The sequence below is a fragment of the Roseibium sp. LAB1 genome, from assembly GCF_054658235.1.
Window position 1 is genome coordinate 693,178 of the sequence record NZ_BAAGIB010000004.1, and the last position, 17,458, is coordinate 710,635.

Here is a 17,458-nt window from a genome sequence, read left to right on the forward strand (position 1 = left end):
CCGCCTGCTCGAGAAAACACTCGAAAGGTTCGCAGATCACATCACCAACCGGGTCTTTACCGAGATTGAACGGCCCAGGTCGGACAAGCACGCTGAACGCGCTGCTTCCGACGCCGAACGTTTCGCGGGTTGGAAGTTGTGTTCGAAGGCGCCTGGAAGCCACTATCGCATTGTCGACGCCCGGCGGGAAATGGAGGCCGTGAACCTTCCCTCCGGCAAACCCATCAGTACGATGAACAGAGATTCAGCTGAGCGGTCACAGGCAATGGTTCTCGCCAGTTTCTGGAACGTTCAAGCTGCCCCGTACGGACCATTATCCACTGGCACAGGCCTTAGTCGCCATTTATGCTTGGCCGGCCGAGTGGCCCGAGCCACCGAAGGCGGATTCCCCCCGAAAGCCCAGTCTCAGGGCCTTCCACTCATTGCGTCGGCAAGCGCTAGCGGATAAGAGTCCCGCTGTACGCGGCGGAGCCGAACTGAACGCCGGACAACTTTGTATCAAGGGATAAGATGAGCGTGACGGAAAACAAGAAGGATAAGGACGGTGGCCTCGTTGAATTAATCAAGGTCATTGCCCAGGCGTTGTTGCTTGCCCTGATCGTGCGAACGTTCCTGTTCCAGCCGTTCAACATCCCGTCCGGATCCATGAAGGACACGCTGCTGATCGGCGACTATCTGTTCGTTTCCAAGTACAGCTACGGATATTCGCGCTTTTCCTTCCCTTTCGGCCTGGGGCCCTTTAGCGGCCGAATCTGGTCTTCCGAGCCGGAGCGGGGGGATGTCGCCGTCTTCAAGCTGCCGATCGATACGTCCATTGACTACATCAAGCGCGTCATTGGTCTTCCAGGCGACACCATCCAGGTGATCGACGGCGTGGTGCATATAAACGGCGAACCGGTCAAGCGCGAGAAAATCGATGACTACATCGAACAGTCGCCTTCCGGCGTCGTGCGCCGGGTTCCGCGCTACCGTGAAACCCTGCCGAACGGCGTCTCCTATGAAACGCTGGACCTGACGACACGCGGAGAAGTGGACAACACCCGCGAGTACAAGGTGCCTGAAGGCCATTACTTCATGATGGGTGACAACCGCGACAACTCCGTCGACAGCCGTTTTCTGACAAAGGTTGGCTACGTTCCCTTTGAAAACTTCATGGGCCGCGCCGAAATCCTTTTCTTCTCCATCAAGGACGGAACTCCTGCCTGGCATATCTGGTCCTGGCCATGGAGCGTTCGCTGGGAACGGATTGGCCGGACACTCTAACCGGGGCTTTGGCGGATCGTCGCCGAAGCAGGCTGCATGAAAAGACAACTCAATCAACCAGGGCCGATTTCGGCCCTGAAACTGGCTCTACAGTATGAGTTTCAGGACCTGGAACTCCTGCGGGTTGCGCTGACCCATGCCAGTGCCCTTGCCCCTTCCGAAACGGTCGCGGGAAGCTATCAGCGCCTGGAATTCCTTGGCGACCGTGTCCTCGGCCTGGTGATTGCATCCATGCTGCACAAGCATTTTCCCAGAGCGGACGAAGGTGAGCTGGCCAGGCGTTTCAATCATATGGTCAAGCGTGAAACCTGCGCGGAAATCGCGCAGGAGCTTGGCGTCGGCGATGCGATGCGCATCGGGCTTGCCGAAGCGCAGACCGGGGGCCGCAAGAAAACCGCCCTGCTCGCCGATATCTGCGAATCGGTCATTGCCGCGATCTATCTGGATGGCGGGTTCGAGGCAGCCGAAAGCTTCATTACGCGCCTTTGGGAGCCGCGTATGCTATCGTGGTCGGGACCGCTGCGCGATGCCAAGACAACGCTGCAGGAATGGGCACAGTCCAAGAGCCTGCCAACGCCACGATACGATGTAACAGGCCGGGACGGACCGGACCACGCACCTAACTTCACCGTATCGGTTACCGTTCAGGGCCTCCCTCCGGGCGAAGGCAAGGGTGGGTCCAAACGGATTGCAGAACAGAATGCGGCAGAGGTCGTATTGCGCCGGGAAGGCGTCTGGAAGGAATAGAACAGCTTGAGCGACGACACGACCAATAACGGTCCCATGGATGAGGACGACGACAACGGCTTTCAGGCCCCGACCGGCCGTTTCGACATGCCGCTGCCTGAACCGTTGCCGGCGATGCCAGCCGATACCAAAGCGGGTTTCATTGCGCTGATCGGCGCGCCAAATGCCGGTAAGTCGACGCTGATCAATCAGCTTGTCGGCACCAAGGTCTCCATTGTCACGCACAAGGTGCAGACCACACGCACGATCGTGCGTGGCGTGGCCATGCATGGCACGGCGCAGCTCGTTTTCATCGATACACCCGGCATCTTCAAACCCAAGCGCCGGCTTGACCGGGCCATGGTCGATACCGCCTGGGGCGGGGCGCGCGATGCGGATCTGATCGCCCTTCTGGTCGATGCCCGAAAGGGTTTGACCGAGGAGGTGGAAAACATCCTCAAGCGCCTGTCCAGCCAACAGGCGCCCAAGGTTCTGATCCTGAACAAGACTGATGTCGCCAAGCGCGAGAAACTGTTGCAGCTGGCGCAGAAGATCAACGAATTCGTCAGGTTCGAAGAAACCTTCATGGTCTCCGCTCTGACCGGCGACGGGACCCAGACCATTCTGGACTATTTCGCGTCCAAGGTTCCGGACGGTCCCTGGCTCTTTCCGGAGGATCAACCTTCGGATCTGCCTCTTCGTATTCTTGCCGCCGAGATCACCCGCGAAAAGCTGTTCGAGCGCCTGCACGAGGAACTGCCCTATATCTCCACCGTGGAGACGGAACAATGGCAGGCCCGCAAGGATGGGTCGGCCCGGATCGAGCAGACAATCTACGTGGAACGGGACAGCCAGAAATCCATCGTACTCGGCAAGCGAGGCCAGACCATCAAGGCGATTTCGCAGGCGGCCCGCGAAGAGCTTTCGGACATCATCGAAGCTCCTGTCCACCTGTTCCTGTTCGTGAAGGTTCGGGAAAACTGGGCGGACGATCCGGAACGCTACCGGGAAATGGGACTGGAATTTCCGAAATAATTTGCGCGGATCTCCGAATCCGCCAAACTCACGGCCAGACGTGAAACGGGAAACGGCCCTTGGAATGGAGCGGACGCGGCGTGGTGCTGACCACCCGCAAACACGGTGAGAACGATGTCATTCTGGAGGCCCTGACGCTGGATCATGGCCGCCACCTCGGCCTTGTCCGCGGTGGCCGTTCCCGGCGGAACCGGCCTGTCCTGCAGCCGGGCAACGAGCTCACCCTCACCTGGAAGGCCCGTCTTTCCGACCATCTCGGCCAGTTTCAGATAGAGCCGGAAACGCTGCGGGCGGGTGACCTCATGACCAGCAGTCTCGGTCTGGCAGCGCTTCAGCATCTTGCCTTTCTGCTCCGCCTCCTGCCCGAGCGCCATGCCTACCCGAGATTGTTCAATGCACTGACCGTGGTTCTGGACCATCTGGAGGCTTCGGACGCGGCCGCGGCACTTTTAATCCGCTTCGAGCTTGAGCTGCTGCGCGACCTCGGTATCGGTCTAGACCTTTCATCCTGCGCTGCCACCGGCAGCAATGAAGACCTTGCTTACGTTTCGCCGAAGTCCGCCCGTGCCGTCTGCCGGGAAGCCGGCATGCCCTATCATGACCGCCTGCTCCCTCTGCCCGGCTTTCTTCTTGAAGGGCAACGACAGGCCGGCAGTGAGCTGACCTGGGCCGATGTCACCCAGGGCTTCGACCTAACGAGCTTTTTTCTGAACAGATACCTACAGGAACATGACACCAGGGACGGAGGCACGCGCGCCCAGGTGCTGACCGCCCTTGAAAAGCGTTACCGAACCGAATTTCCCTGGAATTTCTGACCCTTCAGGGGCACATGCTAGTTTGACTCCCGCTGCAGCGGCTGCCACAGCGAACTGCCCTCGCCTTTCGGAAGAAGGATCATCTCAACGACACCGGTGACCCCGCTCAGCGGTACATACCCGATGTAGTCTGTAAGACGACTGTCGAGGGAGTTGTCCCGATTGTCGCCCAGGACGAACAGATGACCGTCGGGCACGACATATTCTCTTGTCGTGTCCATTTCTCCCCGCGGATCGAGATCCAGCACTTCGTAACTTCTGCCGTTCGGCAAAGTTTCCCTGTATCGCGGAGCAGAGACCTCCGAGCCGTCTGGATCCTCGTAGCGGTAGTCTGCAAGGGCCTGACGCGGAACAGGCACATCATTGATCAGCACCACGCCGTCCTGAAGCCGTACATGTTCTCCCGGAAGCCCGATGACCCTTTTCAGATAATCGTTTGCTCCTTTGGCAGGGATATTGAAAACGATGACGTCTCCGCGAACCGGCTGATATTGCTCCCCCATCGACGGGAAGGTTTTTCTTGCAACCACAACTTCACCGACTTCCAACGTCGGACGCATGCTGCTTGCAGGAATGGAATAAGTCTTCAGGCGCAGCAGGTAAAAATCGTTCCAGGAAATCAGTACTGCGGCAAGAACAAGACCCGCCAAACCAACTAAAAACCAACGACATGATTTGCGTTTGGAAGCCATGCCCCCCCGGAAAGGAGCCACACGATTGGCAGTGCGGCTGAATAAACCTTTCAACGGTCTAAGGGACGGTGCTGATTCCTACAATCAGTTCCTGCAACCAAGGGTATTAAAACGATGCCCTTCATCCAGCCTGGGCCGCTTCCAAAGCAACCGGAGGATTATCCGGTTGCATAGTGCCACTGGAAAGGGTCATGCCTTTGGCGAACAGATTGCCCAGATCGGCTTCTGAAAGCGGCCTGGAAAACAGGTACCCCTGCACTTCACTTGTGCCGAGGCTTTTGAGAACCGCCAATTCCTCTTCGGTTTCAACGCCTTCGACAACGCAGGCGATGCCCATGTCGCGGCTGAGGGCCAAAAGCGACTTGACGATGCCATATCCCGCTGTGTCCGGCCGAATACCGTGTACGAAGCTTCGATCGACCTTGATGCAGTCGAGAGGTAGCTTGTGAACATGAGAAAGGCTCGAATATCCGGTGCCGAAATCATCGAGTGACAGACGGATGCCGGTTTCCTTCAAGGCAAGGATCGCAAGGCTTGCTTCCTTGAAATCCCACATCACGGAGGTTTCCGTCACCTCGCAATGCAGTCGCCCGGGGTCAAATCCGAAGTTGGCTAACAGGTCAAGTATCTCATGCACAAAGCCACGGGACGACAGGTTGCTTGCCGACAGGTTGAAAGACAGCTTCAGTTCGGCCGGCCAGTGACGAGCTGCTTCAAGCGCCTTGCGCAACAAGACCAGCGTCAGCTTGTTGATCACTCCGCAACGTTCGGCAATGGGGATGAACTCGCCTGGCGGCACGTTGCCCAGCAGCGGACTGTTCCAGCGAGCCAGGCACTCGACACCCGTGATCCGGTTGTTCCCCACGTCGACGATGGGCTGGAAGGCAACCGACACTTCAGTTTCGATGTCCGCTGCCTGCAGCGCCTGGGTAACCCTGGCATGAAACATCATCTGTTCACCGTGCCGCGGGCCGAAGTCGGCAACCGGATTGTTCCGGTTCTGCTTCGCCTCCTGCAGAACATAGACGGCATGCTCCAGCAGATCCGTTGGCGACAGAACGGTCTTGTCCAGATGGGCTATTCCGGCGGCATAGTTCAGCTTCATGCTGCCTTCTGGCAAATGACACGTTTCGGCAAATAGTTCATCAAAGAAACTGTCGACGTCCGAAAACGCCGCCTCGTCTCCCTCGGCAAGAAGAGCGAATTCGTCACCGGCGATCCGGGCGACAAACATTTGCGGCGCGAGCTTCGATTTCAGTCTTCGCACAACCTCAAGAAGGATCTGATCGCCGGTGTGAAGACCGTAGATGTTGTTGATGGCCCTAAGGCCGCCCAGGTCGAACACGCAAAGTGATAGCGGCTCACCCGACTGGCGAGCCACCTTGAACCTTTTGTCCAGTTCGAGAAGAAAACAGCGGCGGTTCGGCAGACCGGTCATGTGGTCGTGGTTGGCGATATAGTAGTTCAGGTCACTCAGCTTCTGGGTTTCATCCTGCTTGTGTTCCAGTTCTTCGGCATGACGTTTCAGGTCCCTTCCGGTGCGGATCAGCTTGATGAAACCGCGATAGTGGTTGTTCAGGATGAAGAAAGCGCCAATGGAGGCTGCAATTCCATAGAGCGCGAAATACGTGAAGATACGCTCCCCCGCGACGGCGAAGTATAGAAAATACAAGGTGTTGGCACAAAACGCATTGATGAGTGCAACTGCACGAAAGTGGATAAGACAGAAAAGCAGCACAAGGTTGGCAACGGCTATTGTGAAGACCACCTGAACCTGCAGATATGCACCGCCATAGGGGAAAAGCGAGAGAACCCAGATCGAGAAGATCGCCGGAGAAACCACCGCCAGAACTTTCGCCTGTTTCTGCCAGACAAGGATTTCGGCGTAGTCCGGCGTCAACTTCTGGCGTCGGCGAACCGTTACGATCCGTTGAACGGCAAAGACTGTCACCAGCATCGGAACGACAAGGGTCTGTGCAATCGGGGCGACCGACCAATGTGTCACCGACAGCCCCCAACCGCCGGCAAGGCTCATTATATAGAGGAACGGCGTCTGACGCTGAATGAACTGATATTGAGCGCGCGCGACATCCGGATCACCACTGTCTCCGGCAACCCATGTCTTGAATGTCGTCCAGGCCGACTTCAACCGGTTTGTCCCCATTCGGGTATGGTCCAACGTTATACGCGGCATCGTTATAATCCGCAGTCTCCATGAGCTAATACGCCAGCCTCCTTGACATGACATTAAGGAAGCTTCGCAATTTTCGTTATTTTACTTCCCGATAGTCTTCGTGACGACTTCCTAGCTTCTTCCCGTCACCCGGTTCCCCCGCCATCCCATGGCGGGGGGAATTCGCCCACAGACGTGTGAAATCCGTTGAAAATCCGCCATCCACGGCCATTCAGGGCAGTTAGCGAATTGCACCGGCGGCCTGAAACAGCTAGCAAGCAAGTATGGGAAAAGAGACGACACCGCCGCCAAGCGGCATTGAGAGCATCAATCTCAAGAATGCGCTGGAAGAGCGCTATCTGGCCTATGCCTTGTCGACCATCATGCACAGGGCCTTGCCGGATGTGCGCGACGGTTTGAAACCGGTGCACAGGCGCCTGCTTTACGCGATGCGCCTTTTGAAACTGGACCCAGGGTCCGGTTTCAAGAAATGTGCCCGCGTTGTTGGTGACGTTATCGGTAAGTACCACCCGCATGGCGACCAGGCGGTTTACGATGCTCTTGTCCGTCTTGCCCAGGACTTTGCGCAGCGCTATCCGCTGATCGACGGCCAGGGCAACTTCGGCAACGTTGACGGCGATAACGCGGCGGCGATGCGTTACACCGAAGCGCGCATGACCGACACCGCCAAGCGGCTGCTGGATGGCTTGGACGAAAATGCCGTCGATTTTCGCGAGACATATGACGGTGAGGACAAGGAGCCCATCGTTCTGCCGGGCGGTTTCCCGAACCTTCTCGGCAACGGCTCGTCGGGCATTGCCGTTGGCATGGCGACCTCCATTCCGCCGCATAATGCGTTCGAGCTTTGCGAGGCGTGCCAGCACCTGATCAAGAACCCGAATGCGGAAACCGGCGAATTGCTGGAATACATCAAGGGCCCGGATTTCCCGACCGGCGGTCTTCTGGTGTCGGATCAGGGGTCCATCCGCGAAGCCTATGAAACCGGACGCGGCAGTTTCCGCGTTCGTGCCCGCTGGGAAGTGGAAGACCTCGGCCGTGGGCAGTGGACGATTGTCGTCACCGAGATCCCCTATCAGGTGCAGAAGTCGCGGCTGATCGAGAAGATCGCCGAACTGCTGACAGCGCGCAAACTGCCGCTTCTGGACGATGTCCGCGATGAATCGGCAGAAGACATCCGCATCGTTCTGGTGCCGCGTTCGCGCAACGTCGACGCCAATATCCTGATGGAGTCCCTGTTCAAGCTGACGGATCTGGAAAACAGGTTCTCCTTGAACATGAACGTCCTGTCCATGGGCAAGGTGCCTATGGTGATGGGCCTGAAGCAGGTCCTGCGCGAGTGGCTGGATCACCGCAAGGAAGTGTTGATCCGCCGGTCCGAATACCGGCTCGGCCAGATCAACCACCGTCTGGAAGTTCTGGAAGGCTATCTCGTCGCCTATCTGAACCTGGACGAGGTCATCCGCATCATCCGTGAAGAGGACGAACCCAAAGCCGAACTGATGCGGACTTTCGAACTGTCGGACGTCCAGGCGGAAGCCATCCTCAACATGCGCCTGCGGTCCTTGCGCAAGCTGGAAGAGATGGAAATCCGCAAGGAACACGACAAGCTGTCAGCGGAAAAAGACGATCTGACCAAGCTGCTCGGTTCTGATGCGCGTCAGTGGACCAAGATCTCCAAGGAGATTGCGGAAATCTCCAAGGTCTACGGCCCTGAAACCGAAATCGGCAAGCGCCGGACCGACAAGTCCGAAGCTCCGGAAACGGATCTGATCGATATCCAGCAGGCGATGATCGAAAAGGAACCCATCACCGTCATCATCTCCGAAAAAGGCTGGATCCGGGCGATGAAAGGTCACCAGACGGACCTTTCCGGTGTCGCCTTCAAGCAGGGCGACAAGCTGAAGCTGTCGCTGCATGCGGAGACAACAGACAAGATTCTCCTGTTCTCCACTGGCGGCAAGTTCTTCACCCTGGGGGCGGACCGCTTGCCAGGTGGACGAGGCCATGGTGAGCCGATCCGTCTGATGGTGGAAATGGATGAGTCGCAGGATGTTGTGAACGCCTTTGTTCACAAACCCGGGCGCAATCTGCTGCTGGCGACCACCGAGGCGCGTGGATTTGTCGTCAGCGAGGACGACGTCGTTGCCAACACACGTAAGGGCAAACAGGTTCTCAACCTCAGCGCTCCGGCAGAAGCCTCGATCTGCGTAGAGGCAACGGGTGATCAAGTGGCGATCATCGGCGAAAACCGGAAGCTGCTGGTGTTCCCGATGGCACAGATCCCGCAAATGGGCCGGGGCCGCGGCGTTCGCCTGCAGCGCTACCGCGATGGCAACATCTCGGATATCCGCGTCTTCAAGGGTGAAGACGGCCTGACCTGGACCGACAGTTCCGGCCGGAGTTTCACCCGTTCGCTGGAAGAACTCGCCGATTGGCGCGGCGAGCGAGGTCAGGCAGGCCGCCTACCTCCGACGGGTTTCCCGCGGTCGAACAAGTTCGGACCGAGCAAGCTTTAAGGTAAGTTATCGGTCGTGTTGGCGACCGACTTGAGCCATGCTGGCGACGCAGAGCCGCCGCCAGTGACCGGGCGTCATACCGAACGTCCGCTTGAAGTGACGGGTCAGATGGCTCTGATCTGCAAACCCACTGGCGAAGGCCGCATCTGCAAGCGATGCACCCAGGTGAAGCTCAGTCTTGGCCCTTTCGAGACGCCGCATGACGAGATAGCGGTGCGGGCTCGTTCCGAAAACAATGCGGAACTGCCGGGACAGGGTGAACCTGTCCATCTGCCCCAGATCTTCCAGCTCTTCCATGCGTATCGGGTCGGTGCAGCATTCTTTCAGGTACTCGGCGCAAGCCTTCAGGGAAAGCCAGTTCAGTGAGGCTCCGCCTCCCTTGCGGGCATCGGCATGACGGGACAGACACGCCGCCAGATCCGTGACCAGGCAATCGCGCCGGAAGGTTCCCATTTCGTGATCGATGTCGGACAAGGCATCCGCCAGATCTTTCCGGAACCCGGCATCGGAGATCACTGGCGAGCGGATGAACGGAAGGTGCGTATTGCCTGAAGCCGCAAGGGTTTCGCAGATCAGCTCCGGCGGAATGTAGATCATGCGATAGCGGAGCCCGCTCTCCGTTCCCGCCCCGCCGTCGTGCAATTCGTCCGGATGAATGACAATCACCTGACCCGGCAAGGACGCGCGCTTTTCACCGCGATAGCTGAAGGTCTGGACGCCGCTGATCGTCAACCCGATGGCATAGGTGTCGTGCCGGTGCGGGGCAAAGCCGTTGCCATGAAACCGGGCTTCGATGCGTTCGATCCCCTCTTCCGCCGGCGCAACCCGGATCCTGTCCATTTCAACCTCGCACAAACGTTCAAGACCATCTGGCTTCGGCTCCGCTAGATCCTGATCTTTCCGTTCAAGATGAAATCCAAGCGTGGAGTTGAAATTCATGTTCGAAACCAAATTCGTCGTTGTCGTCCGAGAAGACCTTGCCGTCTGGCAGAAGCTGAATGTAACAGCTTTCCTGGCAACCGGCGTTGCCGCAGCAAAGCCCGACATAATCGGCGAACCCTATAGCGATGCGGCCGCCAATGTCTATCACCCCATGAGCGTTCAGCCGATTATCGTCCTGAGCGCGAACGAGGAAACGATTGGCAAGATCCACAGACGGTCGCTGGACCGTTTGGTTCCAACCAGCCTCTATATCGAAGAAATGTTCACCACAGGTCATGATGCCGCCAACAGGGACGTCTTTTCTCGCTTTGCACCCGACGATGCAAAGGTTGTCGGCCTCGCGTTTCATGCGGACAGGAAAGTGGCAGACAAGATCTCGAAAGGGGCGAAGATGCACCCATAAGGCTCAGCGGTCTTAGTTCAGAGCCCTGTGGCAAGAAGGCCTCGTGCCAAAGTCTGATCAATCTCCTCTCGACTGAGGACACATTTTCCGGGCACTCTGAGGCAAAGCGAACCCGGGGGGATCTATGATTGGGGCGTTTACGTTCAACACCAGCCAGCACATCGTCTTTGAGAACGGAGCGGTGGAGAAACTTCCCAGCCATGCCGCTTCCTTTCTGGGGCCCCGGCCCTTTCTCGTAACCGATCCCGGGATCGTATCCCTGGGCCTGCAAGCCCCTTGCGAAGCGGCACTTGCCGGTGCCGGATACCAGTTGGCCCGGTTCAGCGACGTCGTCGCCGATCCTCCACGGTCACTCGTCGACGCAGCCGTGGAAGCTGCCCGTGCGCACGGCTCAACGTCCGTCGTCGGTTTCGGCGGCGGCTCATCGCTGGATGTCGCCAAGCTGGTCGCGCTGCTGCTGGGCAGCAATGAAGACCTGGACGAAGCATGGGGCATAGGTAACGCCAAGGGGCCACGTCTGCCGCTGATCCTGGTTCCCACAACCGCAGGAACGGGATCGGAAGTTACTCCGATCTCGATAATCACGGTTGGGGAGGAGGAAAAGCGCGGCGTGGTCTCGCCCTTCCTCTTACCCGATCTTGCGATCCTCGATCCACTGCTGACACTTGGCCTTCCCGGCTCCGTGACCGCGGCAACCGGCATTGATGCCATGGTGCATGCCATCGAGGGCTACGCATCGAAATCCGCTAACAACAACCCGGTGTCCAGAACTCTGGCCCTCGAAGCACTGCGACTGCTGGGAGCCAATATCGAAAAGGTGGTATTCACCCCGCGCGACGAAGACGCACGAGGTGCAATGCTGTTGGGGTCCATGCTCGCCGGCATGGCCTTTGCCAACTCGCCGGTGGCTGCGGTCCATGCCCTCGCCTATCCCATCGGCGGCACTTTTCACGTGCCGCACGGCCTGTCCAACGCGCTGGTTCTGCCGCATGTGCTGAAGTTCAACAACACTGTCGCCGCAGCCACTTATGCCGAGATTGCGCCGGTCGTGTTTCCGGAGCTTGCCGCTGTAGAGGATGCCAGAGAACGTTCCGATCTGTTCGCAAGCCAGCTGGCGAACCTTGCCGTGAAACTTGGCCTCCAGACGCGTTTGCGCGATGTCGGTATCAGTGGCTCTGACCTGCCCAAACTGGCAAGCGACGCCATGAAACAGACCCGCCTCCTCGTCAATAATCCACGGGATCTTGACGAAGCCGATGCGCTTGAAATCTACAAGGCGGCGCTATGAATTTCACAGCTCATCCACAAACTTCCAGGCCGGAACCTTTAAATCGGTCCGAATTCAAAGCCTTTCAACATATCCCCACAAGGTGGATGGATGTGGACATCTATGGTCACGTCAACAACGTGCAGTATTTGAGCTTTTTCGATACGGCAGTTAACAGCTGGTACGTCGAAAAAGAACTGCTCGACCCATTGAGAAGCCAAGAGATCTTTCTGGTGGTGGAAACCGGCTGTCATTACTTTGCCGAACTCACCTTTCCATCGGTCGTTTCCGCAGGGCTGAAAGTCGATAAACTCGGCTCAAGTTCTGTGGTTTTCAGGGTCGGTTTGTTTGCCGGCGAAAACCAGCTCACTGCTGCTCACGGTCGTTTTGTGCATGTCCATGTGGACCGTGAAACGCGCCGTCCTTGCGCCATTCCAGACTGGAAACGCAACCTTCTGAAAAGTTTGACAGCCTAGATCCCGAAGAGATCGCTGCAGGGACGTTTTGTAGCGGTCAATCACAGGCAATCCACGGGAAAAGGCAGGGAGAGATATCTTCTCTACCCACAGCCACTGCACAACTACTCCACACGTTATGCGCAAGTCTTCAACAACTTACGCACAGTCATGGAATCGTCATGCACAGCGGCAGTGGAAAGCTTGGTCAGCTGAGGTTCTTCATCAGACGGGACTTTTCGCGCTGCCAGTCGCGCTTCTTTTCGGTCTCGCGCTTGTCGTGCAGCTTTTTCCCGCGTGCAAGGGCCAATTCCAGCTTCGCCCGGCCTTGCTCGTTGAAATAGAGCTTGAGCGGGACAATCGTCTTGCCGTCCTTCTGGACGGCACCAGCCAACTTGCCGATCTCGCGCTTGTGCAACAGCAATTTTCGCGGACGGCGCGGCTCGTGGTTGAACCGATTGGCCTGAAGGTATTCCGGAATGTAGACGTTGTAGATCCAGATCTCGCCCTTATGTTCGGCGGCGTAGGATTCTGCAATATTCGCCTTGCCGTTGCGCAGCGATTTGACCTCGGTGCCCTTCAGCTCAATCCCTGCTTCCAGGGTGTCTTCGATCTCGTAATTGAACCGGGCTTTCCGGTTGTCGGAAATGATGGTCCGTCCCGGAACGCCCCCTTTTTTCGGAGCCATTTCTATCCTTCCGGCGCCAGTGCCACGGGGACAAGTTTGTTTCGAACATGCAAACTGTCGAAACGAACGTCAGTTCCAGTGCGCTGGCGCTATTTCTTTTCCGGTCAGTTGATCAGCCCGGCATGCGCCATCGCGGCGCGGATCTCAACCTGTGCAGCCTCGGTTACCGGCAAGAGCGGCAGCCGAAGCTCTTCGTCCACCTTGCCAAGCAGGGACAGCGCATATTTTGCGCCGCCCGGGCTTGGCTCCAGGAACATGGCACGGTGCAGCGGTGCCAGGCGATCCTGATATTCCAGTGCCTTCTTGTAGTCGCCGGCAAGCGTGGCTGCCTGGAATTCGGCACACAGGCGCGGGGCAACATTCGCGGTTACCGAGATACAGCCGACACCACCATGAGCGTTGAAGGCGAGCGCGGAGATATCCTCGCCGGAGAGCTGAATGAAGTCCGGTCCGCACAAGTGGCGCTGACGGCTGGCCTTTGCCATGTCTGCCGTTGCATCCTTGACACCCTTGATGTTCTCGCAGGTTTCAAACAGTTCCGCCATCGTTTCCGGCAACATGTCGACGATCGACCGGCCTGGAATGTTGTAGATGAAAATCGGAATGCCGACCGCGTCGTTGATGGCCTTGAAATGAGCCTTCATGCCCGCCTGATTGGGCTTGTTGTAGTAGGGCGTCACGACCAGCACGGCATCTGCGCCGGCCTTTTCGGCGTGTTGCGCGAAGTCGATGGCCTCGATCGTGTTGTTGGAACCCGCGCCGGCCATGACCGGAACACGGCCGGCTGCTGCTTCCACGCAAAGCTCGATCACCCGCTTGTGTTCGTCATGGGTCAGCGTCGGGCTTTCGCCGGTCGTTCCCACCGGCACAAGGCCGGAGGAACCTTCGCTGATCTGCCAGTCGACAAACTCCTGAAACCGTTTCTCATCAAGCGCTCCGTCCTTGAACGGGGTAATAAGCGCTGGAATTGAACCTTTGAACATCTCGGTTTCCTCTTGGATGACTGTCGCGGTTCCGACGGGCGGAAGGGTATCTGTTTCAGATGGAGGCGCAACATACTCATCTGCCGAACAAGGAGCAATGGTTTCAACGCTATAGAACGGCTGCTTTTCGACTTTTCTTGCCACGACTGCGCTCTTCGAGCGACACACGTCCCGTTCATTTCATGCATGGATACGAAGTCTCCCTATTGGCACCCGTCTGCAAACCACTCTATCCTTCGCCAAAACAACTTTTGGATGGAAACGTTACGGGAGACACTCATGGCTTCTGCGCCGAAAGAAGCGCTTGTCAGCTCCAGCCCTGCCTCACTTCCTTCAGTGGACGAGTTTACCTGGAAAAGTCCGGATGGTCTCACCCTTGCCGGGCGCGTGTGGTCTCCGGCAAAGCTTTCCGCCCATGAGTCGAGACCGCCGATTCCTGTCCTTTGCCTGCCGGGTCTTTCCAGAAATACGCGCGATTTCAATGAGATCGCAGCTTTTCTCCAATCTCGCGGCCACAGGGTCATCGCCCTCGACTACAGGGGACGCGGCAAAAGCGACTGGGATCCGGACTGGCGCAATTATGCGATGACCGTTGAAGACAAGGACATCGACGCAGCTATCGAACACTTGGGCCTGGAGAGATTTGCCGTCCTTGGAACCTCACGAGGCGGTTTGCACGCTCTGGCCATGGGCCTGCGCTTTCCTGCGTCGCGGATGGCAGCCGTGATTTTCAACGATGTTGGTCCGCATATCGAGATGCGAGCAATTCACCGGATCGCCGCCACACTTGGCCACCATATGAAAAACGCCTCTCATGAAGAAGTCGCGGCCAATCTTGAACATGCGCTCGGATATCAGTTCCCGGCTTTCGGGAAAGAGGACTGGCTCAGACTGGCCCGCCAACTTGCATCGGAACAGGACGGCCAGGTGGTCATGGACTACGATCCTGCCCTCGCCCGCCAACTTGCAAGTCTCGATGATGCCGCCCCCACGCCTGACCTGTGGCCACTTTATGAAAAACTGACTGACCGGCCCGTTCTGGTACTTCGCGGCGAACATTCGGACCTATTAAGCCCCCAGACATGCCGATGTATGACCGATAAACACCCGAATGCTGCCGTCAGAACCATTCCCGGACAAGGACATGCTCCGGTCCTTTGGGATAGTGAGACGCATGAAGCAATCGCGGATTTTCTAAAAACCATCTGAAATTGGCCACTTGGCCTTCAGTCTTTGAGCCTTTGAGCCTTTGAGCCTTTGAGCTGTAGCAACATCGCGCGTGCAGCCCTGGAAAGCTTTTGCGCCTCGACAAGACAAAAGAAAACCCGGCGTTTCCGCCGGGTTTTCCATCAAACCTCGATTGAGGGTTGATTAGAAGGTGCGCTGCATACGAACACCGAAGAGGAGTTCGTCAACGTCAGACGCAGAGCTCGGGTCGGTGTTGGCGTAACCAACGTCAGCACCCATTACGAAGCCAGAGACCGGCTCCCACTGAACGGAACCGTCGATTGCCCAACGGGTCAGATCGGTTGCGCCGTTCGGCTGGTCGATGTCCATGTAGGAACCGTCGAGTGCCAGACCGATCGTGGAAGTTGCCTGGATGTAAGCACCAGCCGACAGGGAGTAGCCGGTGGAGGTGCCGCTGGTCGGGCCGTAATCGGAGACTGCTACGCCGCCAACGGTGCTGCTTGCGCCGATGTAGGACAGAGCGCCGTCTGCGTAGAAGCCCTGGAAGAAGATGTTGGAGCCCGGGGAAGCCATCGGGATGTTGATGGCTACGCCACCGCCGATTGCCCAACCGAAGGAATCGTCAGCACCGTTGTTGGTTGCGCCGGTCTGGTGTGCGTTTGCACGATCCGGGTAAACCTGGTGCAGAGCACCGGACAGCTGTGCAGAACCCCAACCCTGGGAAACGCCGAGAGCAGCGACCAGGTCCGGTGCACGAGTGCCGCCGTAGGTGCCAACTTCACGATGCGAACGATCTTCCAGAGCGATCGTAGCGGAGAAGCCGTTGCCGAAAGCTGCGGTGTAAGCGATCTGGTTGACCGTCTGGTCGGACCAGTTACGGCTAACAACACCCATGAAGGTCTGACCGGTGAAGATGTCGAAGTTCGACGTCAGAAGACCAGCTGTCAGGCCGCCCCACTGGATGTAAGCGTTGTCGAGCGTTGCGGAGCCGACAGCGTTCGTAACGGTGGAGTACATGGAGACGTATGCACGCAGGGTACCGAATTCGGTTGCGGTGCGAGCGTCCAGGTACAGGTAGCCGCGAGACAGCCAGGAGTAGCCGTCAGAATCACGGTTGCCCCATGCACCGTCGTCCAGAGTGTTGTTGACAACAACCTGGGTACGAACACGGCCGCCAACGCGGAGGCAGGTTTCGGTGCCCGGGATGTAGTAGAAGCGTGCGCCGTAAGCGTCGCAGACGCGAACGTAATCAACCGGCTCCGGAGCAACCGGAAGATCGGCTGCCTGTGCGGTGGTGGCAGCAGCAGCAGCTGCAGCGCCGAGCATCAAGCTCTTGAGTTTCATATCTGACCTCCAATCAGTCATTTCAATTGGCACCAAAGAAAAGCGCCATTGTCCCCGCGAATTATTTCTGAGTTTGCCACCGACCGGAGGTTGGACGTCCGAGGCAGACAAATCAGTGCGGCCCGAAGCCGCTCGCAAGGATGACCATACGCATCCAATTTCCCGGTTCAACACAGAATACGGTTTGCACCTACCGCAGCGGCTGTTTTCAAAAACCGGTGTTGCGCGAATGTCACAAAAACAGATCGGAAATTTAGAAACTGTTAGGATTCTCGGCAAAAACGCCGATTTGACCGGCTCTTGACCGGGAGGCTCCGAGCCTCAACCCACGCAGATTTTCGGGGAATCAAAATGGGGACGGCCCGGCAGATTGAAGCCTGCCGGGCCGCTTGACTGACTGGAGTTCAGAGGATCACAGCCAGAAATCTAATCAGATGATTAGAAAGTGCGCTGCATACGAACACCGAAGAGGAGTTCGTCAACGTCAGATGCGTTGTCCGGGCTGGTGTTGGCGTAACCAACGTCAGCACCCATTACGAAGCCAGAGACCGGCTCCCACTGAACGGAACCGTCGATTGCCCAACGGGACAGGTCGGTTGCGCCGTTCGGCTGGTCGATGTCCATGTAGGAACCGTCGAGTGCCAGACCGATCGTGGAAGTTGCCTGGATGTAAGCACCAGCCGACAGGGAGTAGCCGGTGGAGGTGCCGCTGGTCGGGCCGTAATCGGAGACTGCTACGCCGCCAACGGTGCTGCCTGCGCCGATGTAGGACAGAGCGCCGTCTGCGTAGAAGCCCTGGAAGAAGATGTTCGAACCAGAGTTCAGCATCGGCAGGTTGACGGCTACGCCACCGCCGATTGCCCAACCGAGGGAATCGTCAGCACCGTTGTTGGTTGCGCCGGTCTGGTGTGCGTTTGCACGATCCGGGTAAACCTGGTGCAGAGCAC

The 17,458-nt window shown here is 57.8% G+C and carries 16 protein-coding genes; 9 read left to right on the forward strand and 7 right to left on the reverse strand.

The features are described from left to right. Window positions 1-510: 510 nt before the first annotated feature. From lepB (ACYQ54_RS24630) to recO, 4 genes are all read left to right on the forward strand, one after another. Window positions 511-1,263, forward strand: a complete 753-nt coding sequence (lepB, locus tag ACYQ54_RS24630; RefSeq protein ID WP_460087227.1) for a signal peptidase I — start codon at window positions 511-513, stop codon at window positions 1,261-1,263. Window positions 1,264-1,299: 36 nt separating this feature from the next. After that, window positions 1,300-2,010 carry a ribonuclease III gene (rnc, locus tag ACYQ54_RS24635; RefSeq protein WP_460087229.1) on the forward strand — a complete coding sequence of 237 codons (711 nt, stop codon included), beginning with the start codon at window positions 1,300-1,302 and terminating at the stop codon, window positions 2,008-2,010. 87 nt (window positions 2,011-2,097) lie between these two features. Next, a complete protein-coding gene (gene era, locus ACYQ54_RS24640; protein ID WP_460087261.1) occupies window positions 2,098-3,024 on the forward strand; it encodes a GTPase Era in 927 nt (308 codons plus the stop codon). A 59-nt stretch (window positions 3,025-3,083) separates the two neighbouring features. Next, the gene (recO, locus tag ACYQ54_RS24645; RefSeq protein ID WP_460087230.1) at window positions 3,084-3,839 is read left to right on the forward strand and encodes a DNA repair protein RecO; all 756 of its coding nucleotides are present in this window, start codon (window positions 3,084-3,086) and stop codon (window positions 3,837-3,839) included. A 17-nt stretch (window positions 3,840-3,856) separates the two neighbouring features. Here the strand turns inward: recO and lepB (ACYQ54_RS24650) are convergent, their stop codons facing one another. Both lepB (ACYQ54_RS24650) and ACYQ54_RS24655 read right to left on the reverse strand, forming a co-directional pair. Further along, a complete protein-coding gene (gene lepB / locus ACYQ54_RS24650) occupies window positions 3,857-4,531 on the reverse strand; it encodes a signal peptidase I (protein ID WP_460087231.1) in 675 nt (224 codons plus the stop codon). Between the two features lie 121 nt (window positions 4,532-4,652). Further along, window positions 4,653-6,725, reverse strand: coding sequence for a putative bifunctional diguanylate cyclase/phosphodiesterase (locus ACYQ54_RS24655; protein ID WP_460087233.1), 2,073 nt, complete (start codon window positions 6,723-6,725; stop codon window positions 4,653-4,655). A 263-nt stretch (window positions 6,726-6,988) separates the two neighbouring features. On the opposite strand from ACYQ54_RS24655, the gene parC reads away from it, so the two are divergent. Further along, on the forward strand, window positions 6,989-9,241 hold the full coding sequence (gene parC, locus ACYQ54_RS24660) for a DNA topoisomerase IV subunit A (RefSeq protein ID WP_460087234.1): 2,253 nt from the start codon (window positions 6,989-6,991) through the stop codon (window positions 9,239-9,241). A gap of 6 nt (window positions 9,242-9,247) precedes the next feature. Here the strand turns inward: parC and ACYQ54_RS24665 are convergent, their stop codons facing one another. Beyond that, window positions 9,248-10,081, reverse strand: a complete 834-nt coding sequence (locus ACYQ54_RS24665) for an AraC family transcriptional regulator (protein WP_460087235.1) — start codon at window positions 10,079-10,081, stop codon at window positions 9,248-9,250. Window positions 10,082-10,178: 97 nt separating this feature from the next. Here ACYQ54_RS24665 and ACYQ54_RS24670 point away from each other — a divergent pair, with 97 nt between their 5' ends. The 3 genes from ACYQ54_RS24670 (at window position 10,179) to ACYQ54_RS24680 (ending at window position 12,329) form a co-directional block, all read left to right on the forward strand. Continuing rightward, window positions 10,179-10,586 carry a DUF2000 family protein gene (locus ACYQ54_RS24670; RefSeq protein ID WP_460087236.1) on the forward strand — a complete coding sequence of 136 codons (408 nt, stop codon included), beginning with the start codon at window positions 10,179-10,181 and terminating at the stop codon, window positions 10,584-10,586. A 124-nt stretch (window positions 10,587-10,710) separates the two neighbouring features. Further along, window positions 10,711-11,874: an iron-containing alcohol dehydrogenase gene (locus tag ACYQ54_RS24675; RefSeq protein WP_460087238.1), complete on the forward strand. Its 1,164-nt coding sequence runs from the start codon at window positions 10,711-10,713 to the stop codon at window positions 11,872-11,874. Next, window positions 11,871-12,329, forward strand: a complete 459-nt coding sequence (locus tag ACYQ54_RS24680) for an acyl-CoA thioesterase (RefSeq protein ID WP_460087239.1) — start codon at window positions 11,871-11,873, stop codon at window positions 12,327-12,329. The genes ACYQ54_RS24675 and ACYQ54_RS24680 overlap by 4 nt, the downstream gene beginning before the upstream one ends. Window positions 12,330-12,516: 187 nt before the next feature. On the opposite strand, the gene smpB is transcribed toward ACYQ54_RS24680, so the two are convergent. Continuing rightward, window positions 12,517-12,996 carry an SsrA-binding protein SmpB gene (gene smpB, locus ACYQ54_RS24685; RefSeq protein WP_460087240.1) on the reverse strand — a complete coding sequence of 160 codons (480 nt, stop codon included), beginning with the start codon at window positions 12,994-12,996 and terminating at the stop codon, window positions 12,517-12,519. A 104-nt stretch (window positions 12,997-13,100) separates the two neighbouring features. Then, window positions 13,101-13,979, reverse strand: a complete 879-nt coding sequence (gene dapA / locus ACYQ54_RS24690) for a 4-hydroxy-tetrahydrodipicolinate synthase (RefSeq protein WP_460087241.1) — start codon at window positions 13,977-13,979, stop codon at window positions 13,101-13,103. 186 nt (window positions 13,980-14,165) lie between these two features. Here dapA and ACYQ54_RS24695 point away from each other — a divergent pair, with 186 nt between their 5' ends. Further along, window positions 14,166-15,188, forward strand: coding sequence for an alpha/beta fold hydrolase (locus ACYQ54_RS24695; RefSeq protein ID WP_460087242.1), 1,023 nt, complete (start codon window positions 14,166-14,168; stop codon window positions 15,186-15,188). Between the two features lie 162 nt (window positions 15,189-15,350). On the opposite strand, the gene ACYQ54_RS24700 is transcribed toward ACYQ54_RS24695, so the two are convergent. Further along, window positions 15,351-16,511: a porin gene (locus ACYQ54_RS24700; protein ID WP_460087244.1), complete on the reverse strand. Its 1,161-nt coding sequence runs from the start codon at window positions 16,509-16,511 to the stop codon at window positions 15,351-15,353. Window positions 16,512-16,949: 438 nt separating this feature from the next. After that, window positions 16,950-17,458 (reverse strand): porin (locus tag ACYQ54_RS24705; RefSeq protein WP_460087245.1); only part of this gene is annotated, 509 nt, incomplete at its 5' end.